Origin of the sequence: Sinosporangium siamense (assembly GCF_016863435.1) — a bacterium.
Classification (GTDB): Bacteria; Actinomycetota; Actinomycetes; order Streptosporangiales; family Streptosporangiaceae; genus Sinosporangium; species Sinosporangium siamense.
Genome location: NZ_BOOW01000014.1, coordinates 42,046 through 65,048, shown reverse-complemented (window position 1 = coordinate 65,048; position 23,003 = coordinate 42,046). Strand labels below are relative to the sequence as shown.

Here is a 23,003-nt window from a genome sequence, read left to right as displayed (position 1 = left end):
AGCCTCCCGGATCACTCCTCCAGTCTTAACCGCTTGGGCAGAACAGGCCAGCCGCGACCGGATCCCGGTCAAGGCTCCCGGAAGTCCGCGGGCTCACCTAAGACAACGCTCACCCCAAGTCCGCGATGGCCGCGACCGGGCCGCCGCCTGAGGGGCCCTGGTGGACGGCGGCCACGGAGACGAAGACGGCCGGGTCGCCGGTGACGGAGGCGGCCACGCCGCCGACGGCGGCTTTGATTTGGCGGTGCCAATGCACGTCGGAGTCGTCGAGCATGATGTTGCGCCGGCCGCGGACATGGCCGCTGGGGTCGGCTTCGCATTTCATGAAGACGTTGACGAGGCGGTCGCCGAGGTCGGACGGGTGGGGGCGGTCGGGGAGGTCGATGCCGCTGTCGCGGATGGCGTCCCAGATGCCGTCGGCGTCGAGGGCGTCCCTCATGGTGCTGTGGCCGATGCGGTAGCGTCCGCCGATGCCGCGTACGTTGCCGACGACGACGATCTGGGCGCGGTCGAGTTCGACGCCGCTGGAGCAGGAGGCGACGCTCGAATACAGCGACAGGTCGCGGTGAATCTGGTCGGCGCCGGGCATGTCGATCTCGCCGAGGGCGACGGCGATGCCGAGGGCGGTGGTGGAGTTGGAGATGTCCATGGAGGGCCCGGTGTCCTCGGTGACGACGTCGTGGCCGCGGTTTTTGGCGTCGGTGATGGTGGCGAGGGTGAGCAGCGGGGTTTTGGTCTGTACATAATGCACGTCGGCCGGGTCTTCGATGCCGGCGATCTTCATGGCCTCACGCACCCCGGCCGCGACCTTCTCCACCATGGCGGGGCGGCCGATGTCTTCGGGAAGGATGACGTCACTCATGGCGACACCGACGGAGACGCGGGGTTCGTCGCTGCGAGGGGCTTTCGCGGGGTCGACGGTGGCGAAAACGGTGGCGTGGGGGCTGAGCACGCCGTCGGTGCCGCCGGACCAGACGAGAGGCACTTGGGAGACTTCGTCCGGGGTGCGGGTGCCTTTGGCGATGAGCACTTCGCGGAAGGCACGGTCGGCCAGGATGCGCGTGTAGTCGTTGACGCCGCCGTTCCCCTCGGTCTTGCCGATGACGGCCAGCACACGGTCGGCGTCGATCACACCGTCGTCGATGAGCTTGGCGAGCCCGGACGCGTCGGTCACACTCTCGATGGCGACTTTGCGCACTTCAATGGGATCCGGCATGTTCTTCACCTTTCGCCAAGAATTAGGATCAAACTTCAACTCTGGTGCCAACGTCTCCGGTCAGAGCCTCACCGAGCGACTCCAGCGACGTGATGACCGCCCGGCGCCCGCCCCCGGCAACGAACCGCAGCGCCGCCTCGACCTTCGGCCCCATGCTGCCCTCGCCGAAATGCCCCTCTTCGGCAAGCCGCCGCAGTTCGTCCACACCAATGCGCCCAATCGGCCGAGCCTGCGGCGTGCCGTACCCGACCTGGGCATGCGGAACGTTCGTGGCGATGAGCAGGCTGGTGCACCGTACGGCGGAAGCCAGCATGGCCGCCGCCAGATCCTTGTCGATGACCGCCTCGACCCCGTGCAACGCGGCGTCGGGTGCACGCACGACCGGCACCCCTCCCCCACCGGCGGCGACGACCGTGTAGCCGGCGTCCATCAGCGTGGCCACCGCCGGAGCGTCGAGGATTTCCAGTGGCTCGGGTGAGGCGACGACCCGCCGCCACCCCTTCTCGAACCGATGCCACCGCTGGCCAAGCTCCTGGAACCTCTTGGCCTCGTCTTCGCTGAAGTATCGCCCGATCGGCTTGACGGGATGGCGGAAGCCGTGGTCGTCGGGGTCGACAAGTGTGCGGGTCACGACGGCGGCGGACGGCACGCCGTGGGCCGCGAGGGCGTTGAGCACGAGCACGCCGATGGTGGCCTGGGTCTGCGCGCCGCACCAGTCCAGAGGGACGGGCGGCACCACGTCGGCGGCGAGCTGGTTCTTGAGCAGCAGATTGCCCACCTGAGGCCCGTTCCCGTGGGTCAGGATGACCTGGTGGCCGGCGTGGACGAGCGCGGCCACGTGGGCCATGGCACGCTCCACGGCCTCGCGCTGCTCCTTCGGGGAGGCGTTGCCTTCGGGCGCGGTCATGGCGTTGCCGCCAAGGGCGAGCATGACACGCTCGTTCCCACCGGAGCCGCTGTCTCCGGGCATGGCGGCGTTGCTCTCGGAGGTGCTGCCGCCTGCGGTTTCACGCCCGGATTCGCGCTGCGTCACGTTCACCTCGCCCGTCTGGCTCGATTGCCGGCACTTCCCACCGTTCCCCTTCACATCCCCCTCACAGCGCGACGCTAACGGTGGGGTGGGGCGGCCCTCATGGGCACTCGTTGCCCAAGGCGAGCGTGTTCTTCGGCATTTCCCACGAGACGCCCAGTGTGACCTTCGACACATCGGAACATCCCACGAATCCGACATTTCACACTATTGGGCCCCCTCGGGGGATATTTCACATAGAGGTATCACGCACAGTTAGTTGACTGTTCTCCTACCCGTCACTTGGCGGCATAAGCCAGAGTTCTCCGATTGATAAGTTTGTTTTTAGAAAGGTCGTGCAAGCTGACGAAATCGGGGACTTCGGCATGCCCGCTTTGGCGACACCGACGTCGACCGCCTCGCCGCACGAAGAGGCGGTCCCTCATCTTCCGGTCCCACCGGAAGACACAGAAATAGCACTTTATTTCGGTCCGCAACGCCGCTGGGTGCTGCTGACCGTGCCTATATCACTGATTTTGACCGCCGGAACCCTCTACCTATTCTCCACCAGGAGTCCGGCCCTCTGGCCCTTCCTCGCCGCGCTCACCCTCAACCTGGTCGGCTGGCTGCTGTCGCTGGTCGACGGGCAGCGGCAGCGCTCCACGAGCTGGGAGTCCCACGAGCTGCTGGTCCGCTCGTGGCAGCCGGCGCGGGTGCCGAGCGTGGACGTGTTCATTCCCACACGCGGCGAGCCGCTGGCCATTCTCCGCAACACCTTCACGTATATCGCCGCAATGCATTGGAACGGTCCACTTACCGTATGGGTTCTCGACGACGCAGGCCGTGCCGACGTCGAGGAACTGGCCGCAGAACACGGCTTCCGATATACGGCCCGGCCCGATAGAGGCCACCTGAAGAAAGCCGGGAATCTCAACCACGGGTTAACGCTCAGTGACGGCGAACTGGTCGCGGTGTTCGACGCGGACTTCTGCCCGCGACCGGACTTCCTCTTCCACCTGGCGCCCTATCTGGAAGACCCGAACATCGCGATCGCCCAGTCGCCGCAGTATTTCGACACCGACGCGACGATGAACTGGCTGGAGCGCACGGCGGCCGCCAGCCAGGAATTGTTCTACCGCTGGCTGCAGCCCTCAAGGGACGCCGACGGGGGCGCGATCTGCGTCGGCACGAACGTGCTCTACCGGCGTTCCGACCTGGAGCGCATCGGCGGCTTTCCCAAGATCGACCACAGCGAGGACATCTACACCAGCGTCGCGCTGATGAGGCACGGCCTGCGCACGAAGTACGTGCCGGTGCTGCTCGCCAAGGGCTTGTCGCCGGACAACGTCGCCGCCTACATCTCCCAGCAATACCGGTGGGCGATGGGCTGCCTCAGCCTGCTTTTCAGCCGCGACTTCCACGCGACCCCCATGGGGTGGCGGGTCCGGGTGTCGTATTGGTGCGGCTTCCTCAGCTACTTCGTCTCGGCCCTGAACATCGTGGCCGTGCCACTGCCCGGTTTGATCATGCTCTACCTCTACCCGGACGAGGTCCAGGCCTGGCACATGATCCCCTTCCTGGGCCCGTTGTGGATCGCCCTCGTCCTGCTCCCATCGGTATCGGTGAGCAGGTGGCGCTTCGAGGTGATCCGCGTGCAGACGCTCTACGCCTACTGCCACTTGATCGCGATTTGGCACGCGCTGCGCGACCAGGCCGCCGCCTGGGTGCCGAGCGGCGCGGGAGGCGCACGTTCCAGGCTGGTATCGCAGGTCGGCTGGCTCGCGCTCATCTGGCTGTCGGCGACCACGGCCGCCACCTGGATCGGCATCGCGCTTCAGGCGCCCGTCCACGGGTGGGGCGATTACTGGGCGATGACCGCTTTCGCCATCGCCACCTCCTACATCGCCCTCCCCCTCATCCGCGACCTCTGGAGAACCCTCCGTTGACATCCTCCCCCTCGTAAACGAGGGGGAGTCCCACGGTCACCCCTGGGGCTTCCTGCTTCACAGCCAGTAGCCCGCCCGAGAGGACTCCCGTTGAGGTCTCACACCGGCTCCACAGGCGTTTCACCTCTCCGCAAGCCCTGCGGCGAGGATGTTCCGGGCCGCGTTCACATCACGGTCGTGACGCGCCCCGCAGGCGCACTTCCACGACCTGACGTCCAGCGGTATCGACTGCTGAAGCGCCCCGCACACCGAGCACAACTTGGAGGAGGGGAACCAGCGGCCGGCGACCACCAGCTCACGCCCGTACCAGGCACACTTGTACTCCAGCATGGAGCGCAGCCTCCGCCAGGACGCATCCGAGACGGCGCGCGCCAGCGAGCGGTTGCGGACCATGTTGCGGACGGCCAGGTCCTCCACGGCGATCACTTGATTCTCGTGAACAAGCCGTGTGGTGACCTTGTGCAGGAAATCGCGGCGCCGGTCGGCGATCCGGGCATAGACCCCGGCGACCTTCACCCGGGCCTTGGCCCGGTTCGCCGAGCCCTTCTCCTTGCGGGCGAGTGCCCGCTGCGCCTTAGCCAGCTTGCGTCGGTCGGCCCGCTCATGCCGGGGGTTGACGATCTTCTCTCCGGTCGAGAGTGCGGCCAGGGCGGTGATGCCCGCGTCCACGCCCACCGACGCCTCGACCGGTGCCAGGGGTGCGATCCTCTCCTCGACCAGGATCGAGACGAACCAACGCCCGGCCGCGTCCTTGGAGACGGTCACCGTGGACGGCTCGGCCCCCTCCGGCAGGGGACGCGACCACACGATCGCCAGCGGCGCCTCCATCTTCGCCAGTGTCAGCGTGCCGCCGCGCCGGCGGAACGCCGAGCGGGTGTACTCAGCGCTCGCGCGGGACTTCTTGCGCGACTTGAACACGGGATATCCGGCGCGCTTGGCGAAGAAGTTCGTGAACGCGGCCTGCAGGTGACGCAGTGCCTGCTGCAAAGGCACCGACGACACCTCGAAAAGGAAGTCGAAGTCACCGCTGCGCTTCCACGCCGTCAGCGCCGCCGACGACTCCGCATAGGAGACACGACGCCCCTCGAGGGTGTAGGCGCGGGTCCGCTCCTCCAGCGCCTTGTTGTAGACCAGCCGGACGCACCCGAACGTCCGCGCAAGCTGTTCCGCCTGCTCAGAGGTCGGATAGAAGCGGTACTTGTACGCCCGCTTCACGGTCGGCGCCACACCTCACATTCTAGTGACGCGATCAGCTAGGCATGGCACGGATGTTCGAAACGGCGGTTCGCCTGATGGTGAAACGCCTGCCCCTGTCCTGCTCTGCAGGGGTCCGATTCCTCCCCCGCCTGAAGGCGGGGGTCTCCTCGGAGGTATCTGATGAATCGCATGGCATGGCCGGAAGCTCTGGCCATCACCGCGTTGCTGCTGCTCGGCGCCCTGCTGGCCTCCGGCTGGGCCGTACTCCCGCCGCTGATCCCATGAGGTTCCGCCCGGACATCGAGGGGCTGCGCGCCGTCGCGGTGCTCGGCGTACTGGCCTTCCACGCGACGGTGCCCGGCCTGACGGGCGGCTTCGCCGGAGTGGACGTGTTCTTCGTCATCTCCGGCTTCCTCATCACCGGCCTGCTCCTGCGCGACATCGCCGCCCACGGGCGGTTCTCGCTGGTCGACTTCTACGCCAGGCGGGCGCGGCGACTGCTCCCGGCGGCCGGCATCGTGCTGGTCGCCACCGCCGTCGCGGCCTGGCTGGTGTTGCCTCCGCTGCGCGCTCCGGACATCGCGGGCGACGTCATAGCCTCCGCCCTATATCTAGCCAACTGGCGGTTCGTCGCCGCGCAGACCGACTACCTGGCGGCCGAGGCCGATCCGAGCCCTTTGCTGCACTACTGGTCTCTCGCGGTCGAGGAGCAGTTCTACCTGCTGTGGGCGCCGATCGTGCTGTTCGTCGCCTGGGCGGCCCGCCGCGGCGCCGCAGCCGCGATCGGTGTGGTCACCGTGCTCATGACCGGCGGCTCGTTCGCCCTGTCCATGACGTGGACCGAGATCAGCGAGCCTCTGGCGTACCTCGCGACGCCGACCCGGGCCTGGCAGTTCGGCGCGGGCGCCCTCGCCGCGGTGGCGGCGCACTACGCCGCACGCCGCGATAGCCGTACGGCACAGGCCGGCGAAGGCGAGAGCCGTACGGCACGGCTGTGGCGGCAGGCCGGCGCGGTGCTCGGCGTGGCGGGTGCGGGGGCGGTGGTGTGGTCGATGGTGGCCTTCGACGCCTCGACCCGCTATCCGGGGGTCGCGGCACTTGTGCCGACGCTGGGGACGACGGCGGTGATCCTGTTCCGTTCGCCGGTTACGGCGCTGCTGTCGAGCCGGGTGCCGCGTGCGGTCGGGCGGTTGTCGTTCTCGTGGTACCTGTGGCACTGGCCCGTGCTGGTGATCACCGAGGCGGCGGCCGGGCCGCTGGCCTGGGGGTGGCGGGCCGCGCTCATGGTGGCGGCGGCGCTGCCTGCGTGGCTCACGATGAAGCTGGTGGAGAACCCGGTCCGGTTCTCCTCGGTGGTGGCGGAGTTGCCGCGCCGGGGGCTTGCCGTGGGCAGCGCGGCGATGACGATCCCGGTGGCGGCGGCGCTGCTGATCAGCGGCGGCGCGGTGCACAGCGCCACGGTTCCGCCGGTGCGGGCCGCGGTCGTGGAGCAGCGGATGGATCCGGCGGCGGCCAAAGTGGACTTCCCGCCCTCCCAAGGGTGCGAGGTCGAACTGACCGCGACGACGAGCCCGCCCTGCCTGTTCGGGAACACCGCGAGCAAGGACAGGATCGTGCTCATCGGCGATTCGCACGCGGGCCAGTGGTTCAGCGCGGCCGAGCGCATCGCGTCGCGCCGGGGGTGGGCACTTGAGGTGCTCACGAAGCCGGGCTGCCCCCTGGCCGCGATCAAAGTGGTGGACCCGCGGCTCGGCCGCGAATATCGCGAGTGCGACTCGTGGCGGGAATACGCGTTCAAGCGGCTCGCCGACGGCCCCGCGCCGCGGTTGATCGTCATGGCGTCGCTCAACTCCTACGCACCCAACGCGCGCACGCTCAAGGTGGGCTGGGAGAAGTCGCTGGCGAAGTTGCGTGCCATCGGCCCGCCTCTGGTCTATGTGCGCACGCTGCCGGTGCCCGGCCTCGACGTGCCGCTGTGCCTGTCGGGCAAATCCCCGGACGAATGTGCGTTCCCCCGCAAGGAGGCGCTGCGGCCCGACGTCCTCGCCGAGGAGATCGCGGCGAGGCGGTGGCCCGGGATGTCCACCGTCGACGTCACCCCGCTGCTCTGCCCGGGTGACGGGGAGCGCTGCCCCGCCGTGCTCGACGGCGTGGTGCTCTACCGCGACGACGCGCACATCACCGACCACCTCGCCGAACGGCTGGCGCCGCGCGTCGAGCGCGACCTTGAGGACCTCGACCTGATCCCCACGGTCCTGTGAGGGTGCTCGCCGCCCTCACCACTGTGATCGTCCTGCTCGCCGGGTGCTCGGGGCCCGGCGGGCAGGGGGCGGGAGGGTTCGACGAGATCTTCCGGGACGACTTCGACGGCGCCGCGGGCACTCCGGTGGCCGTCGAGCGGTGGGTGCACGACGTCGGGACGTGTTATCCGGGCTGTCCCGCCCCTCAGTGGGGCACCGGCGAGATCGAGACCATGACCGACTCGGTGGACAACGTGGCGCTGGACGGCAAGGGCAACCTCGCCATCACCCCGCGCCTGCGCGACGGCGCGTGGACGTCGGGGCGCATCGCGACCCGCCGGTCCAACTTCCGCTACCCACCTGGCGGCACGATGCGGGTCGAGGCGCGCATCGCGCTACCGGCTGTGACCAGGGGGGACGGCGCGGGTTACTGGCCGGCGTTCTGGATGCTGGGCGAACGGCTCCGCGACGGCTACACGGGCTGGCCGGGCGTCGGGGAGATCGACATCCTGGAGGCGGTCAACGGGTTGCCGCAGATCTACGGCGCGATGCACTGCGGGGTCTTCCCCGGCGGCCCGTGCGGCGAGCCGATGGGGCTCACCTCGCCTGGGCAGGCGTGTGAAAGCTGCCACGGGACGTTCCACACCTACGCGGTGGAGGTGAGCGCGGCCGAGGTGCGCTGGTATCTCGACGGCAGGCACTTCTTCACCGTGGCGTCTACCCGGGTCGATCCGCACACGTGGCGGGAGGCGGTGGACCACGGCTTCTTCCTGATCCTCAACGTGGCGATCGGCGGCGGCTATCCGGCGGCGTACGGCGGAGGCCCGAACGCCGGCACCGTGCCCGGCCGGCCGATGCTGGTGGACTACGTGAGCGTGCGGGTCAAATCCACTGCTTAGTATCGCTCTGTTCAACAAGCAGCCCAAAAAGTAACTCACTGCAATTGCCCATATCTCCTATGGATATCCCTCCAAATCATGTCTATCATCAGGGTGCACAACAAATCACCGAACACCGAAAGGAGATAATTAATGGGCCGCGTCAGGAAGTTCGGCGCTTCGGCGGCCGTAGTGGTCGCGATCACCGCCGCGACCACCCTGATGTCACCGATCGCCTCAGCTCAGGCGCCGGTTTGCAGCACCGGCGCGCAGTACGGCACATATGGCGGCTCCGGCTGGGCGCGATGCAGCGGCACCGGAGTTACGCAAACGCGTGTGGTGCTCTTCTGCCAGCAGAGTAACGGCAGCTACACCACTCATTACGGGCCTTGGGTCGAAAACAGCGTCAGATCATTCGCCTGGTGCAGCAGTAGTGCATTCCCGATTTCGGTCGGGTACCAGACGCAGTGACGGGCGGCACTCCCCTCCGGCCGTGATGAAGCGTTTTCGCCCACTCTGAAAGAGACGGCCGGGCGCCCGCACGAAAAGCCACACCAAAAGCCTTTCCGCCGTCACCCGTCCGATGAATGCAGCGGAGCACCGTGACGGCGTCGCCCGCTGCCGGGTGGCCCCACCACTAGGGGGGGTCACCCGGACAGCCCCCTGATCGGTGCGAACGAGCACGCCATGCCGCACATCGGAACGGCCGGCTCCAGCTCGCCACACGATCGTTATCGAAACAGATGTTTTCTCGCCCCACCTCACACCCGCCGGGCAGGCGATCGGGGCAGAATCGACATCATGCAGCCGGAGAAGTACGAGCGCCTCGAGGCCGATGAGGTGCAGGCCGCCTTCGCGGCGAACAGGTCCCTTGGCCACACGTTCGAAGAACAGATCGCCGAAGGGCTCGTCGACCGAATCAACTCGGTGATCGACGCCCGACTCGCCACGCAGAAGGCGCGGCAGGCGCCGCTGGACTGGGCTCAGATGACCCTGGGCATCGTGTCGATCGTGTTGACCATCCCCATGCTGGCGATCGTCCAGGACGAGGGGGTCCTGGTGGTGTTCGCGGTGCTCGGCCTGATCGCCGTCGTCAACCTGGCCTACGCGCTGACCCGTGCGCTCCACAACCGCCGCGACTGAGCGGGCGACGCCGCACATCCAGGCTGTGCCGTACGGCTCTCGCCCAGGTGGGCGGCGCCGTACCGTATGGGAGTCGCTTGGCACGCCATCGCGTCAGGAGTGCACCGTGACGGGCAGGCGGCGTGTGCGCACCGCGCCGCGTACGGCTGCCGCGAGCTGAGCGTATTCCGCCGCGCGGGCCGAGCTCGCGCGATAGGCCAGGCCGATGGTGCGCCTCGGGGCGGGGCTCGCGAAACGGCGCAGGCCGAGGCGTATCTTCCTGCCGGTCTCCACCGGCACGGCCGACTCGGGCACGAGGGTGACGCCGAGGCCACCCGCCACCAGTTGCATGAGGGTCGGCAGACTCGTGGCGTATGTCGCGGCGGTGGCCTTGGCCCCGACTTCGCGGCACACGTCGATGGCCTGCTCGCGCAGGCAGTGCCCCTGGTTGAGCAGCACGATGTCGAGGTCTTTGAGCACATCGCGGGAGATCGGGTCGGTGCCGCCCGCCAGCGGGTGGTCGCCCGGCAGCGCCAGCAGGAACTCCTCGTCGTAGACCGGGACCTCCACCAGGCCGCCCGAATCGGTCGGCAGCGCGAGCAGCACCATGTCGAGCCTGCCCTCGCGCACCTCCTCCAAAATGGTCTCGGTCTTGGCCTCGTGGACCATCAGCCGCAGCCGGGGGAAACGGCGGGCGAACATCGGAAGAAGCGCGGGCAAAAGATAAGGCGCCACGGTGGGAATCACGCCGAGCTGGGCGGTGCCGGTGAAAGGCTGGCGCGAGTGGGCCACCTCGTGCATGAGGTCGTCGACAGACGCGAGCACCCGGGCCGCCCGCACCGCGACACGCTCACCCTCCGGAGTCAGCAGCACCTTCCTCGTCGTGCGTTCGAGAAGCCGGGTGCCGAGGATCTCCTCCAGTGCCGACACCGCGCTGGACAGGGCGGGCTGGCTCATCTTCAGGGTCGCCGCGGCCTCCCGGAAGTGGAGATGGTCGGCGACCGCGAGAAAAGCCCGCAGTTGAGAGAGGGTGGGGGTGGGGTCATTGATAAGGATCACCTCTCAGATTGGTTCGACTACTCGATTTCTCGAATCAATGCCTGATCAGGCAGTCTAGGGGTCCGACAACGACGTCTTGCAAGGAGATCCATGCTCACCGTTGGTGACCGTTTCCCGGCCTATGAGCTCACCGCCTGCGTCGCGCTCGACGCCGACAATGCCTTCGCCACCATCGACCACAAGACCTACGAAGGAAAGTGGAGAGTCCTGTTCGCCTGGCCCAAGGACTTCACCTTCGTCTGTCCCACCGAGATCGCGGAGTTCGGCAGGCTCAACGGCGAGTTCGCCGACCGCGACGCGCAGGTGCTCGGCTGGTCGGTCGACTCGGAATACGTGCACCACGCGTGGCGCAAGGACCACCCGGACCTCCGCGACCTGCCCTTCCCGATGCTCTCGGACATCAAACGGGAGCTGTCCGAGGCCGCCGGGGTGCTCGGCGAGGACGGCGTCGCCCGCCGCGCCACCTTCATCGTCGACCCGGGCAACGAGATTCAGTTCTCGATGGTGACCGCCGGGTCGGTCGGCCGCAACGTCAAGGAGGTCCTGCGGGTCCTCGACGCCCTCCAGTCCGACGAGCTGTGCCCGTGCAACTGGAACAAGGGCGAGAGCGGCCTCGACGCCAAGGCGCTGATGGCCCAGTGAGCGTCGACGCGCTCAAGGAGGCCCTCCCGGCCTACGCCAAGGACATCAAGCTCAACCTGGGCTCGGTCACGACGACGTCGTCCCTGACCGACCAGCAGCTCTGGGGCACGGTCCTGGCGTGCGCCCTCGCCACCAGGTCACGCCAGGTCATCGCCGAACTGTCGGCCGAGGCCGCCGGCCACCTGTCGCCCGAGGCGTTCACCGCTGCCAAGGCCGCCGCCGCGATCATGGCGATGAACAACGTCTACTACCGGTCGACGCACCTCATCGGCGACGAGACCTACACCACGATTCCCGCGCGGCTGCGCATGACGGTCATCGGCAACCCCGGTGTCGACAAGCTCGACTTCGAGGTGTGGAGCCTGGCCGTGTCCGCGATCAACGGGTGCGGGCGCTGCCTGGAGTCCCACGAGCAGGTGCTCCGCAAGTCGGGCATGCCACGCGAGCAGATCCAGGAGGCCCTGCGCATCGCCGCCGTCGTCAACGCGGTGGCCGTCACGCTTGAGGGCGAGGCGGCACTGGCGACCGTGTGAAGTTCGCAGGTTGAAGGGGCGCCGCGATGTCGCGGCGCCCCTTCAATGTGTCTTACGACCGGTACGGCACAGCTCTTACGACCGGTACGGCACAGCCGGTCGCCCCTTGCTCGCCGCCCGGCGCGTATGGGCGGCCTCGGTCACCGTTGACGTCTTGGGGACCATGCGTCGCAGCGCGGCGAGTTCGACCGGCCCAACGGCGCGGGGCCGACCGAGGCGCTTGGTGCCCGGCAGCATCCGCCCCCCTCGGCCTGGGGCACGCGCGGAACCGCGCGTGCCCCAGTAGATCAAGTTCGGCGAATCGGTCTCATGGGCGGGCCTGGTCACCGGCTTCTACAAGTAAAGAAGCTCAGCAGCCCGAATCTGCCGTAATCCGGTCGCACTCGCTGTGGTACGCGTGCAGTGAGTTCAGCAGATCCGGAAAACGAATGCTGCCTGATCGTTCGCCGCGTTCCCGACATAAGCGATTGGTCCAGGATTGTAGTTGGTGAAGAGGTAAAGGTAGGATATGTCGTAGTAGTGGACCGAGCTGGTAGTGCTGTTGTCGACCGAGGATACGCGGTAATTCCAGCCATAGTCTCCGAGATACTGCTGGCCGCAGTCCGAGAGCCTGCCTCGCGGGTAGCCGAAATTGATGTGCTCGTAGAAGCAGAACCAGCCGGACGGGCAGTCAGGGACGCCGAGGGCACGCTGCCCGGGAAGAGCATAGGTCACTACGAACTTACCGTTGTCATATGAGACCTCGTTGCGGCTCGTCTGTTTGCCCCCTGGGGCGATCTTCAGCTGAAGTGCGATCTGTTCCCGCAACTCTGCATCCGAGCGGGCCTGCCGGCTCAGGAGGGACGGCAGGTCCGTTGAGCTGGTCGATGCCGAGGACGTGGCCACTGGGGCAGGAGCAGGGGCCATCGATGGAGCCGTTGCCGCTGTGGCCGGCGCCGCGAACGCGACCGCCGCTGCGGCGATGAGTGCCATACCCGCCGATAGGGCGATACGCGCGACTTGCTTACCGAGCTGCATTTACAAAGCGTCCCTTCCGTAAGAATGATCCGCATCTTCTCTGCGCGAATTCCGGTCGATACCTCACCGGACCGGCCGTCGCCGTATGTCAGTAGATGTTCCAGCGCTGGTTCCAGTCACCGTGGCACTGCCAGACCTGGAGCATGTTGCCGTCGGTGTAGCTGTAGTTCGGGACGTCGAGGCAGAGTCCGCTCCGCTGATTGACGAGCGAGACCCAGTTGTTCCCGGCCACGACCGGCCTTGCTATCCAGCGCTGGTTTGTGGCGCCGGTGCAGGTCCATTGCTGCACGCGGGTGCCGTTACCGATCGTTCCGTCAATGGCCATGTCGAGGCACTTGCCGCTGTGCCGGCTGGTCAATTGGTAGACGCCCAGGGAATTCGAGGTTCCCGTCCGCTCGATGGTCCAGTACTGCTGGGCGTAGCCGTTCCTCTGCCATATCTGAACCCGGGCTCCGTTCGCCTGGGAACCGTCCCTCACGTCCAGCACCTTCGTGCCGGTCGCACCGTTCGGCCTCTGCACGCTGACCCAGGTGGTGATAAACGCTGCGCCCGCATTTGCGGGGTTGAAAAACCCGCCGGCTAACACGACGATGCCGGCAATTGCGATCGCGAAGAGCTTCTTGGTGCGCATCGGTCTCCTATTCCTCTGCGGACGTCGGGGTATCCGGCCTGGCGCCGATTCGGCAGCCGCGCGATTACCTTCGTTCAATATCGAGCCATTGCAAGACCTGCTGGAGTAAGGCATTCCAGTCACGAACGCTGCTGGCGGTGGTCGCAGAAGTGCACTGCACGTTGCCCCCAAAGGCCTGCCCGGGCCATCCAGCGAGGCAGATACAGCCGGGATTGGTTAGACGGCGCCAGCGATGGCTACCGTCATAGCCGAGAGCCCATAAAAACGCTTCACTCCTCTAAATCCCCGCGAATCAGATGATTCCGGATTTGGTCACATATGTCGTTGACAATGAGCGCCACGTGCTTGACTTTGCCTGCCAAGCGGCACAGCTCCAAGGAACGCGTTGATCGGCAGGCAGGCCGGGACGGACCCGGCAGTCATGCAGAGCACAGGAGCCCGGCCCGCCTCTCTGCGACGCGTGTCACAAGACCGCCCGGCGACTCGACGACTGTGCGAGGGGCTCGGCCGAACTGGGGCCGGGAAGGACCCCGGAGGGCCATGCCGCCCGCAACGTGCCCCTTGACGAGAATCTCGATTTTTGAAATAAGCAGGGCGTAGACGCGTTTTGTCCATCATCCAGTGCAACAACGAAAGTGCCCTGCCGGGCTTCATCATGTCCGGCCCCGCTACGTCGCGGTTAAGGGGATCCACCTTGCATACGGTGATTTCGACGGAAGATGTCGCGCCGCCCGATGGGCTGGCCTACCTCCGGGAGGCGGCACTACGTGAGATCGTGCCGACGGAACTTTACGGCGACAGGAACACCGGTTTCTGGGGAAAGATAGCCGTAGGAGACCTAGGCGTGGTGACCATAGAGCGGACGGCCACAGGCAGTACGGCTCGCCGGGGAGTGTCTCGCGGTGCCGAGCTGATCCGCCGTTCGGATCCGGAGCTCTATCATGTGGTGTTCCACGAGCGCGCCTCCACAATGCTGATGTGCGATCAGCGTCAGACCCGATTCCGTCCCGGGGATATCTGCTTGGGCAACAGCTCGGTCCCCTATGAGGCATGGTGGGAATCAGGCGTCGGCCGTTATCTGGCGCTTCATATCCCGCGAAAGCTGCTCCCCGCCGCGCCGGCCGTTACCCGCGACCTCTTCGGAGCCCGCCTGTCCGGGCGCAGCGGGGTCGGCGCGCTGCTGCGGAGTTTCGCCACTCAGACCGCCCGCGATCTCAGCGGCTATACGCCGTCTGATGCCATCCGCGTGTCGACCATGCTGGTCGACCTGACGGCGGCTCTCATCGCCCACGAAATGGAGACGACGGACGCGCTGCCGACGGAGTCCGGCCGGCAGGTTCTGTACCTGCAGATCCAGGGATTCATTCAACAGCGGCTCGGGGAACCGGGCCTGGCACCGGCGATGATCGCCGAAGCACATCACATCTCCGTCCGCACCTTGCACAGGCTCTTCGAAGCCAGAGGGTGCACCGTCATGGACTGGATTCGCACACGTCGCCTGGATCGCTGCCGACATGACCTGGCCGACCCTGCCCTGGCTGATCGGCCCATCCGCGCCATCGCCGCCCGTTGGGGCTTCGCCGTACAACCGCACTTTTCTCGTGCGTTCCAGTCCGCGTACGGCATGTCCCCCTCCGAGTATCGGCGCTTCTTCTTCCCTCGCCATGGAGTTCTCTCCCAAGGCAGGGCCCCTGAGTCGGACTGAGGAGTCTCATCCCAGGACGGGCTCGGGATGCATGTACCTAGAGGGAAGTCCGTGCAAGCCCATAAATCCCCAGCACGGGGTCTGGACCTTTGGTGTCTACGAGTGGACGCCCGCCCGACTCGGCGATCGACCCACCCGCCGTCAAAGCGTTCCCTTCCATCGCGGGCTACCGGCCACTTTCCGCCAAGACCGGTGCGTGGCCTCAGGACTCCGAGGTGACCGTGCGAGTGCCAGCCGACCGGACGATCGGCACCGATGCGCTCTGCGCGGGCGCCCTGGCCTCGCGCCTCAGCTACACCGTGCTGATCCACGGACGGGACGCAGGCATACGCAGCAGCTGCGCGGTCTGGAACAAGGGTTCCTTTCCCATGGCCATCAGACTCCACAAGATCCCGGCGGGGAAGAATGCTCGTATCACCATCCGCTGGTCCATCTCGGGGCCGACGGGCAACCGCCCCGTCCGCTGATCGGTGGGGTTCTGGGAGAAGACCAAGTAGAGGGCGGCCGATGTTCGCCGTCTGCCTCGGCCGACCTCAAGTGAGGTCGGCCAACCCCTTCAACGCGAGGACAGCGAGATCCGTACGGCACAGCTACCCCTGAGCTCCTGCATGCAAGGCAGGCCTCGCGGGCCCCGGAACAAGATGGGCACCGGCTCTCACCTGTGCATACAGTCCATATTGATCTGTAGCCATCCGCCCATGTCCATGGCCGTTGTCACTCACGTAGTCACTCAAGAACCCATTCCATACCAGCCTGTGGCGAGGCTCGCTCTTCCATCGCGCAGCGTGTGAGGGTGTGAGGGCTTCGCCGTCACGGCCGAGGGCGCCTGGAAGTGGTGGCTCGCGCCGCCCTCGTACGAGAGTGGCGCCATGTGGGACATGGAACCACCCGAGGACGGGAACTTCAGCTCTCCGTCGTTCGATGAGATCGTCGCCGCTGGCGAGAACGACGATCTCAAAGCGATCAGGCAGATCGACCACAGGGTTTGGTGGAATGCGGGAATGATCGGCTCTTGGAGAGCTGAGAGTGAACGAATCTCGGAACGGCTTTGTCAGGACGGCGAAGCCAAGCGGACTTCTGGCGATCATGAGGCAGAGGGCGAGAGGTAGCCGCCGCCTTAAGAGGCTCTGGGATAAGGCCGTCGGAGATCTCCGTCGAGACCACCAAGGGACGTCTCTCCGGAGAGGAGAACAGCCTTTGAAGTGGAGCCGGCCAAAGGGTTCGGCCCTCGGCAGGGAACCACATCAGGTGGATCAGCAGCTGACGGAGTATACCGCTGAGAGGGCACCCAAACTGCTGGGCGTGTGCTCGGAGCGCTGTCCGGGGTTCACACACGGGCCGTACTCCCACCAGGAGAAGCCACCAACATGGGGGTTGGCGAAGGTGAACCAGACGGCGACGCGGTGCTGTCTGGTGCCGTAGTCGCAGTAGGACCAGGAGCGGACGCTCGGCGTGTAATCCGTGCCGCTCGAGCAGGCGTAGGGATCGGCCTGTGCGGGCGAGGCCCCGCCCAGAAGGGCGGCGATGGTGAAGAGGGTTCCGGCGAGCAAGGTGGCGGCGTGCTTTCTCATGCGCATCTGCTGACCTCCAGCGGGTCGACTTACTGCGGACAGGCGGTCCCGGGATGGTGAACTGTTAAGAAAGCTTCCTAAAAAGGACTATAGACGGGCATCCCCCGCCGTCAAGCCCGACGTTTCCCGCCGCCCTTTCCCTTGAGCTCCCGGCGGCCCGTGCGTTCCGCCCCCCGGCTCAAGGACAGAGAGCGAGCGAACAGCCACAGCAGTCTCGTGGCCGCGCGAAACTGCTGCACTAGATCAAAAAAGGCCTCCAGGGTCCCCGAGCGGGCGCTTGCGGTGAAGCTGCCTAAGGCATCGACCCCTTTGGCTCTTGGTACGGCAGGCCTCTATGGCGGCGCACGCTTGAGGCGGCAAAGCCTTCCAGACCCTCGGCCCCACCTGCTGGCGAGCACTGGATTAGGTGTGAGAAACCCGGTCGGTCGAAAGTACGGCAGAGACAGCGGTAACAGGTCCTTCGGTCGAAGTCGGCACCGAGAATCAAGCCGCAAGATCAACCCATGCCACATGACAACACCCTCCCCGCACGGAAAAAGCTGGCCACCGTCGCAGGGCTGCTCGCCCTCATGGCCTCCACCTTCTCGGCGCCGGCCCCCGCCGCGGCGGCCGGCACGCCCTTCCTGCCCAAGCCGACCGGCCCCCACCAGGTCGGCACGACATCCCTGCACCTGACCGACACCTCCCGCCCCGACCCGTGGGTGCCCACGGCCAAGGCGAGGGAGCTCATGGTGTCCCTGTGGTACCCGACGGCGGCACGTGAAGGGCGGCGTGCGCCGTACGTCACGCCCAAGGAGTCGGAGCTGCTTTTGAAAGGGGCGCGGATAAAGGAACTGGAGAAAATACCGACAGACGCGCTGAGCCGGACACGGACGAACGCCTTCATCGACGCCAAACCGGCGGGACGCCCGCGCAGTCTGCCGCTTGTGGTGATGTCGCCCGGCTTCACCTGGCTTCGCAGTTCGCTCACAGGGCTGGCCGAGGACCTGGCGAGCAGAGGGTACGTGGTGGCGAGCATCGACCACACCTACGAGAACTTCGCCACCACCTTCCCCGGCAGGCGGGTCGCCACCTGTGCCGCCTGCGAGATCGAACCCGATGACAACGCCGGCGCCGACGACTTCGGCCAGAAGGTGATCCGGAACCGCGCGGTCGACGTCTCCTTCGTGCTCGACCAGCTGACCGGTGCCGGCCCTAAATGGAAGGGCGCTTCTCTGATCAACCCGGCCCGAATCGCGATGGCGGGCCAGTCCATCGGAGGGGCCGCCGCCCCGGAGACCATGCTGAAGGACTCCCGGGTGCGCGCCGGGATCAACATGGACGGCAGCATGTTCCTCCCGATCCCCAAACCCGGACTTGGGCGACCGTTCATGATGATGGGCGCCCCCGCGGGCGACAGCACGTGGAAACGCGACTGGGAGCAGCTGACCGGGTGGAAGCGCTGGCTGGTGGTGAAGGGTGCGCTGCACCCGTCCTTCACCGACTACGACATGCTGATCCAGCAACTCGGTGTGAACCTCGGCGGCGACCTGAAGGGAACCCGCTCGCTGGACATCACCCGCAAGTACGTCGGAGCCTTCCTCAGCCTTCACCTCCACGGAAAGCCGCAGCGCTTGCTCGAAAAGCCCTCCCCGCGCTACCCCGAGGTGCAATTCTGCTCGTCCGCGAATAGCTGCCGATGAGCCGGGGTCGTGGTTCTCCGCGAGAGTAACGGGCGCTCCTGAGCAGGGGACGGCGTGCCGGCCGCCGTCCCCTGTGGTCAGCGTGCAGGTCAGTTGGCAGGTGCCTGGAAGTAGCCCTTCGGCACCACGTGGCGCCAGAGTTCCGTGCCCTGCGCGTCGCGGCCGATGAGTGTCGCCGCCTTGTCGCGGTCGAAGTTCTTGGCGAAGGCGCCGGAGAAGACCTTCACCTGCTCCCCCCACGGGTCGTCGAGCGCGGGCGCGAACACAGCTTTGCCGCCCTGCTTCAACTCCACGAGGACCGTCTCCTTCGCCGCCACGCCCGACCAGTTCGGCCCGGACGCCGGTATCAACGCCGGACTCTTAAGCGTGCTCTCCCGGAGAGACCAGAGCGGCAGGCTGAGCGTTGCGCAGAGGTGCCCGGCGGTGACCACCGCCGGGCACTTTTCAAGCACGAGACAGGCGTACGGCGAACGCACCCGGTGGCCTTGCTTCCAGGCTGACCGGCCCCAGGATGAGCCGGACGCGGGGCCTCCACGTCGGCCTGCGGGGGCATTGCCGTACGGCGAAGCCACCCGGCGGTCGTGACCGCGGGTGGCCCGGTGAGCACGCTCAGGCAAAGGGCGAGGTGGCCACCGGGACCCGCTCGACGCGGATGGAGACCACCTCCTCCCGAGGCACGACCACCTCGTATGCCCCGTGGTCCACCATCCAATAACCAAGCGCCTCCGCCTTCACCCCGTTGTGGCCGGTGTAGGCGATGTGGAGCCCGTCGTCGTCCTCGTCGAGGACGACGCACGGCTCGCCGCCGAAGGCGCCGATGGTGCGCACCATGACGAGCCAGGACAGCTCCGAGCGGGTCACCTTACGGCGCCAATAGCCGGAGGCGGCCTCGAAGCCCTTGCGCTCCTCCTCGCTGAACAGCACGACGTCGTCGGGGCCGGGGCCCAGTGCCGCGGGGTGGTTCATGCCTTCGAAGTGGGCCACGAAGCCGGACGCTACGGGGGTGATCTGCTCGCTCATGCGGGTCGCCAGGTCAGCCCGTCGTAGACGGCGAAAACACTCTCGCCGCCCTCGGTGATGTGCACGATTTCGGCTCCGGCGGGGATCGGGATGGGGGTGGTGTGGAACTGGGGCACCACATGCTCGCGCGAGGTGGTGAACCCGTTTCCGGCGAACGGCGGCTGGTCGTTCCAGTCGCCGCCCATGTGCGGGCCGTAGGGCACCGAGTAGGTGTCGACGTCACGCGCCTGCCAGCGCAGCAGATAGAGCTCGGGCACCCCCTCGCTCAGCTCGGACCCCTCAAACCCCAGGTCGAGGCCGCTGACCAGGTAGCGCGGCGAGTCCAGTGGCGCGCAATCCTCAACACGGTAGACGTAGCCGGAGATCACTGTGCGCTTGCCGGAGAGATAGGGGACGAGCAGGCGAGGTGGAATGGCCTTCTGCATCAACGGTCTGCGCCCTGGCTCGATCACGGCCCTTATTTTACGGGCTTGGCGACTCCCAATACGCGGTGTTCAAGGCTGGGGAGCACCACGCGTGTGGTCGCCGTCACCTCTTGGTCGATCTTGGCCACGTGGATCGCGGGGGCGGGGCCGAGATCGACCCGGACGACCCCGAGCGGATCGACGATCATGCTGCGGCCGATGCCGAACGTGTCGCTCGCGGCGAGGTTGGGGGCCTGGCCGACGGCGGCGGTCCACATGGTGTTCTCGATCGCGCGGGCACGCACGAGCGTGGCCCAGTGCTCCTCCTTCATCGGCCCCGCCCCCCAGGCCGCGATCACCGCGAACAGCTCGGCCCCCTCGTCGACCAGAGCCCTGGTCAGCTCGGGGAACCGTACGTCGTAACAGGTGATCAACCCGACCCGCAGCCCGGCGACCTCGACCACGGTCGGGGTGCCGCCGGGGGCCACGAGTTCCGACTCACGGGCGCCGAACGAGTCGAACAGGTGGATCTTGCGGTAGGCCGCGATCCGCGTGCCGGCCTCGTCGAGGACGACGGCGGTGTTGTAGACGAGCGAGTCGGGGCCCGTCTCGAAGATGCCGACGATCACCGCGACGCCCGCGGCCCGGGCGGCGTCGGCCACACCCGTCACGAACGGGCCGTCAAGCGGCTGGGCCAGCTCGGTCACGCGCTTGCCGTACCTCGTCAGGGTGGCCTCGGGGAAGATCGCGAGTTCGGCGCCCGAGGCTCTGGCCGCCACCAGTGCCTCCCTCACACGGTCGAGGTTGGCGGCGGGATCGACGTCGACGGGAATCTGGCACAGCGCGATGCTCGTCATCCGTCCACTTTAAGGGGCCTCTGTACGCGGACGCCGGTTGGGGATCACCTCCCACCACGTCAGGCAGCGCCACACCCATTCGAGTGGACCGTAGTGATATCTCCGCAACCACCACGGGCTGTACACCATGAACACCACGATGAGCGCGCCGGCGAGGGCGAACACCGACATTCGCGTCGTATCGGCGGCGAGCACCGGCGTCAGCAGCAGGAAGACCGGAGTCGCGGTCAGGTAATGCGTGAAGGCCATCCGCCCGACGGGTGCGAGCAGCCGGGACACCGCCTTGACCCTGCGCACGAGCAGGAAGATGCCGAGCGCGTAGGTGACGGCTCCGAGCAGCGCGACCACGGGATTGGTCACGCGATACCAGGTGTCGCCGAATATGTCGTACCACGTGTTCCACGACACCAGGAGGAGCAGCGCCGAGGCCGCGGCACCCACCACGAACACCGGTAAAGCCCACCTCGGGCTCGGCGGGCGCTCGGCGAACGCCATCCCGAGCAGGAACAACCCGGGCATCAGCCAGATCCCGGCGCTGAAGTAGAGGCCGGCCAGCAGCGCTCCCACCCCGGCGTACGGCAGAGCCCGGCCGGGCAGGAACGTCGCGGGCACCAGAACGACAATCGCCGCCACTCCGTAGAAGAACAGGACCTCCCCCGGATTGAAGTAGGCGTGCACGCCGCCCACGGCGGCCAGCGCGCCGAAGCGGCGCAGAAGCACGAGACGGGGTTGCGGCGTCCGCCGCGTGGCCGAACGGAAGAAGAGGGCGAAGCTGATGCCGAAAAGGAAGGCGAAGATCGGGTAGAACCTGCCTTCGAGCACGTTCATCACGAACGGATCCACGCCGGGCACGTTGAACTCCGACTCCCCGCTCGCGTGTTGCCAGATGTTGACCAAGGTGATCCCGCAGAGAGCGAACCCGCGCACCGCGTCGAGCTCGTGGATCCGCGACACGGCGATCTGCGGGATGTCCTGTGCGGGGTTCACCGGAAATCGGGGGGTGAGTGGGACATGGCCTGACGCTAGTGGACGGCTAGGCTGCCCGCGTGAGTGACTTCACCGCTTCGCCCCAGCCGCAGGCCGACCCGCTGATCGCCCGCATGCGCGAGTTCGGCACGACGGTGTTCGCCGAGATGACGGCTCTCGCCGTACGCACCGGGTCGATCAACCTCGGGCAGGGTTTCCCCGACACCGACGGGCCGGCCGCCATGCTGGAGGCCGCCGTGGCGGCGATCCGGTCGGGTGCGAACCAATATCCGCCCGGCCACGGGGTGCCCGTGTTGCGGGAGGCGGTCGCCGAGCACCGGGAGAAGCATTACGGGCTGGTCTACGATCCGGACCACGAGGTCTATGTGACGGTCGGTGCGACCGAGGCGATCTCTGCGACCCTGCTTGCCCTGGTCGAGCGGGGCGACGAGGTGGTGCTTTTCGAGCCTTACTACGACTCCTACGCCGCCGTCATCACGCTGGCGGGAGCCGTACGGCGGGCCGTGCCGTTGCGGCTCACCGATGGACGTTTCACCTTCGACCCCGACGAACTCCGCGCCGCCATCGGTCCCCGCACCCGCGCGATCATCGTCAACTCACCCCACAACCCCACCGGCACCATCTTCAACCGCGACGAACTCTCCCTCATCGCCGACCTGTGCCTCCGGCACGACCTCATCGCCGTGACCGACGAGGTCTACGAGCACCTCACGTTCGACGGCGTCGAGCACATCCCGCTCGCGACCCTGCCCGGCATGCGCGACCGCACCGTGATGATCTCCTCGGCGGGCAAGACCTTCTCCGTCACCGGCTGGAAGACCGGCTGGATCTGCGCCCCCGCACCGCTGGTCGCCGCCGTGCGCACGGTCAAGCAGTTCCTCACCTTCACGATGGGCGCCCCCTGGCAACTCGCCGCGGCGTACGGCTTGCGCCACGAACTCGCCTGGGTCACCACCTTGCGCGACTCCCTGGCCGCCAAACGCGACCGCCTCATCACCGGCCTCACCCAGGCCGGCTTCGAGGTGGTCCGCCCTTCAGGCACCTATTTCGTGCAGACCGACATCCGCCCCCTGGGCTTCACCGACGGCCTCGACCTGGCCCGCACCCTCCCCTCCCTCGCAGGCGTGGTCGCCATCCCCACCCAGGTCTTCTACGACAACCCCGCCTACGGCAAGCACTACGTCCGCTTCGCCTTCTGCAAGAAGGACGAGGTCATCGACGAGGCGGTCCGCCGCTTGGCGGGGCTGGAAAAACGCACTGACACCAGGCCGTGACGCACTGTAGTCT

The 23,003-nt window shown here is 67.0% G+C and carries 23 protein-coding genes and 1 pseudogene; 12 read left to right on the top strand and 12 right to left on the bottom strand.

The genetic code is table 11. The annotated features are described in order from the left end of the window. Nucleotides 1–109 precede the first annotated feature (109 nt). Nucleotides 110–1,216, bottom strand: a complete 1,107-nt coding sequence (gene bar, locus Ssi02_RS11885) for a barbiturase (RefSeq protein ID WP_204024792.1) — start codon at nucleotides 1,214–1,216, stop codon at nucleotides 110–112. Between the two features lie 28 nt (nucleotides 1,217–1,244). Next, nucleotides 1,245–2,249 carry a carbamate kinase gene (locus Ssi02_RS11880; protein ID WP_239128827.1) on the bottom strand — a complete coding sequence of 335 codons (1,005 nt, stop codon included), beginning with the start codon at nucleotides 2,247–2,249 and terminating at the stop codon, nucleotides 1,245–1,247. Between the two features lie 512 nt (nucleotides 2,250–2,761). Here Ssi02_RS11880 and Ssi02_RS11875 point away from each other — a divergent pair. Further along, entirely contained in the window at nucleotides 2,762–4,171 is a 1,410-nt protein-coding gene (locus Ssi02_RS11875; RefSeq protein ID WP_239128826.1) for a glycosyltransferase family 2 protein, read from the top strand. On the opposite strand, the pseudogene Ssi02_RS11870 reads toward Ssi02_RS11875, so the two are convergent. Beyond that, nucleotides 4,140–5,398: pseudogene (locus Ssi02_RS11870) on the bottom strand (RNA-guided endonuclease InsQ/TnpB family protein). The gene Ssi02_RS11875 and the pseudogene Ssi02_RS11870 sit on opposite strands and share 32 nt — an antisense overlap. Before the next feature lie 251 nt (nucleotides 5,399–5,649). On the opposite strand from Ssi02_RS11870, the gene Ssi02_RS11865 reads away from it, so the two are divergent. From Ssi02_RS11865 to Ssi02_RS11850, 4 genes are all read left to right on the top strand, one after another. Beyond that, nucleotides 5,650–7,629, top strand: a complete 1,980-nt coding sequence (locus Ssi02_RS11865) for an acyltransferase family protein (protein ID WP_204024790.1) — start codon at nucleotides 5,650–5,652, stop codon at nucleotides 7,627–7,629. Then, nucleotides 7,626–8,507, top strand: a complete 882-nt coding sequence (locus Ssi02_RS11860; RefSeq protein WP_204024789.1) for a family 16 glycosylhydrolase — start codon at nucleotides 7,626–7,628, stop codon at nucleotides 8,505–8,507. The genes Ssi02_RS11865 and Ssi02_RS11860 overlap by 4 nt, the downstream gene beginning before the upstream one ends. Before the next feature lie 132 nt (nucleotides 8,508–8,639). Beyond that, nucleotides 8,640–8,957 (top strand): hypothetical protein, encoded by a 318-nt coding sequence (locus tag Ssi02_RS11855; protein WP_204024788.1) that lies wholly within the window; start codon nucleotides 8,640–8,642, stop codon nucleotides 8,955–8,957. Nucleotides 8,958–9,287: 330 nt separating this feature from the next. Further along, nucleotides 9,288–9,629: a hypothetical protein gene (locus tag Ssi02_RS11850; RefSeq protein WP_204024787.1), complete on the top strand. Its 342-nt coding sequence runs from the start codon at nucleotides 9,288–9,290 to the stop codon at nucleotides 9,627–9,629. Between the two features lie 93 nt (nucleotides 9,630–9,722). On the opposite strand, the gene Ssi02_RS11845 is transcribed toward Ssi02_RS11850, so the two are convergent. After that, a complete protein-coding gene (locus Ssi02_RS11845) occupies nucleotides 9,723–10,667 on the bottom strand; it encodes a LysR substrate-binding domain-containing protein (protein WP_204024786.1) in 945 nt (314 codons plus the stop codon). A 90-nt stretch (nucleotides 10,668–10,757) separates the two neighbouring features. Here Ssi02_RS11845 and Ssi02_RS11840 point away from each other — a divergent pair, with 90 nt between their 5' ends. Further along, entirely contained in the window at nucleotides 10,758–11,309 is a 552-nt protein-coding gene (locus Ssi02_RS11840) for a peroxiredoxin (protein WP_204024785.1), read from the top strand. Then, nucleotides 11,306–11,842 (top strand): alkylhydroperoxidase, AhpD family, encoded by a 537-nt coding sequence (ahpD, locus tag Ssi02_RS11835; protein ID WP_204024784.1) that lies wholly within the window; start codon nucleotides 11,306–11,308, stop codon nucleotides 11,840–11,842. The genes Ssi02_RS11840 and ahpD overlap by 4 nt, the downstream gene beginning before the upstream one ends. Nucleotides 11,843–12,250: 408 nt before the next feature. Here ahpD and Ssi02_RS11830 read toward each other — a convergent pair whose 3' ends face one another. Together Ssi02_RS11830 and Ssi02_RS11825 are read right to left on the bottom strand one after the other, a co-directional pair. Then, a complete protein-coding gene (locus tag Ssi02_RS11830; RefSeq protein ID WP_204024782.1) occupies nucleotides 12,251–12,859 on the bottom strand; it encodes a peptidase inhibitor family I36 protein in 609 nt (202 codons plus the stop codon). 88 nt (nucleotides 12,860–12,947) lie between these two features. Beyond that, a complete protein-coding gene (locus Ssi02_RS11825) occupies nucleotides 12,948–13,490 on the bottom strand; it encodes an RICIN domain-containing protein (RefSeq protein WP_204024780.1) in 543 nt (180 codons plus the stop codon). A 607-nt stretch (nucleotides 13,491–14,097) separates the two neighbouring features. On the opposite strand from Ssi02_RS11825, the gene Ssi02_RS11820 reads away from it, so the two are divergent. The 3 genes from Ssi02_RS11820 to Ssi02_RS11810 all read left to right on the top strand — a co-directional run bounded on the left by Ssi02_RS11820 (nucleotide 14,098) and on the right by Ssi02_RS11810 (nucleotide 16,304). Next, the gene (locus tag Ssi02_RS11820) at nucleotides 14,098–15,195 is read left to right on the top strand and encodes a helix-turn-helix domain-containing protein (RefSeq protein WP_204024778.1); all 1,098 of its coding nucleotides are present in this window, start codon (nucleotides 14,098–14,100) and stop codon (nucleotides 15,193–15,195) included. Nucleotides 15,196–15,287: 92 nt separating this feature from the next. Further along, nucleotides 15,288–15,662 carry a hypothetical protein gene (locus Ssi02_RS11815; RefSeq protein WP_204024776.1) on the top strand — a complete coding sequence of 125 codons (375 nt, stop codon included), beginning with the start codon at nucleotides 15,288–15,290 and terminating at the stop codon, nucleotides 15,660–15,662. A 402-nt stretch (nucleotides 15,663–16,064) separates the two neighbouring features. Then, nucleotides 16,065–16,304 (top strand): hypothetical protein, encoded by a 240-nt coding sequence (locus tag Ssi02_RS11810; protein ID WP_204024774.1) that lies wholly within the window; start codon nucleotides 16,065–16,067, stop codon nucleotides 16,302–16,304. A gap of 144 nt (nucleotides 16,305–16,448) precedes the next feature. Here the strand turns inward: Ssi02_RS11810 and Ssi02_RS11805 are convergent, their stop codons facing one another. Next, entirely contained in the window at nucleotides 16,449–16,766 is a 318-nt protein-coding gene (locus Ssi02_RS11805; protein WP_204024772.1) for a hypothetical protein, read from the bottom strand. A 503-nt stretch (nucleotides 16,767–17,269) separates the two neighbouring features. On the opposite strand from Ssi02_RS11805, the gene Ssi02_RS11800 reads away from it, so the two are divergent. Beyond that, nucleotides 17,270–18,448, top strand: a complete 1,179-nt coding sequence (locus tag Ssi02_RS11800) for an alpha/beta hydrolase family protein (RefSeq protein WP_204024770.1) — start codon at nucleotides 17,270–17,272, stop codon at nucleotides 18,446–18,448. Between the two features lie 89 nt (nucleotides 18,449–18,537). Here the strand turns inward: Ssi02_RS11800 and Ssi02_RS11795 are convergent, their stop codons facing one another. From Ssi02_RS11795 to Ssi02_RS11775, 5 genes are all read right to left on the bottom strand, one after another. Beyond that, nucleotides 18,538–18,924, bottom strand: a complete 387-nt coding sequence (locus tag Ssi02_RS11795; RefSeq protein WP_204024769.1) for a hypothetical protein — start codon at nucleotides 18,922–18,924, stop codon at nucleotides 18,538–18,540. Between the two features lie 133 nt (nucleotides 18,925–19,057). Further along, a complete protein-coding gene (locus Ssi02_RS11790) occupies nucleotides 19,058–19,468 on the bottom strand; it encodes a UCP033725 family protein (protein WP_204024768.1) in 411 nt (136 codons plus the stop codon). Next, nucleotides 19,465–19,920: a hypothetical protein gene (locus Ssi02_RS11785; protein ID WP_239128825.1), complete on the bottom strand. Its 456-nt coding sequence runs from the start codon at nucleotides 19,918–19,920 to the stop codon at nucleotides 19,465–19,467. The genes Ssi02_RS11790 and Ssi02_RS11785 overlap by 4 nt, the downstream gene beginning before the upstream one ends. Nucleotides 19,921–19,925: 5 nt before the next feature. Then, complete coding sequence (locus Ssi02_RS11780) at nucleotides 19,926–20,729, bottom strand: carbon-nitrogen hydrolase family protein (RefSeq protein ID WP_204024767.1); 804 nt, start codon at nucleotides 20,727–20,729, stop codon at nucleotides 19,926–19,928. Between the two features lie 9 nt (nucleotides 20,730–20,738). Beyond that, complete coding sequence (locus Ssi02_RS11775; protein ID WP_204024766.1) at nucleotides 20,739–21,716, bottom strand: DUF418 domain-containing protein; 978 nt, start codon at nucleotides 21,714–21,716, stop codon at nucleotides 20,739–20,741. Between the two features lie 59 nt (nucleotides 21,717–21,775). Here Ssi02_RS11775 and Ssi02_RS11770 point away from each other — a divergent pair, with 59 nt between their 5' ends. Beyond that, nucleotides 21,776–22,990 carry a pyridoxal phosphate-dependent aminotransferase gene (locus Ssi02_RS11770; protein WP_275410655.1) on the top strand — a complete coding sequence of 405 codons (1,215 nt, stop codon included), beginning with the start codon at nucleotides 21,776–21,778 and terminating at the stop codon, nucleotides 22,988–22,990. Nucleotides 22,991–23,003: the final 13 nt, after the last annotated feature.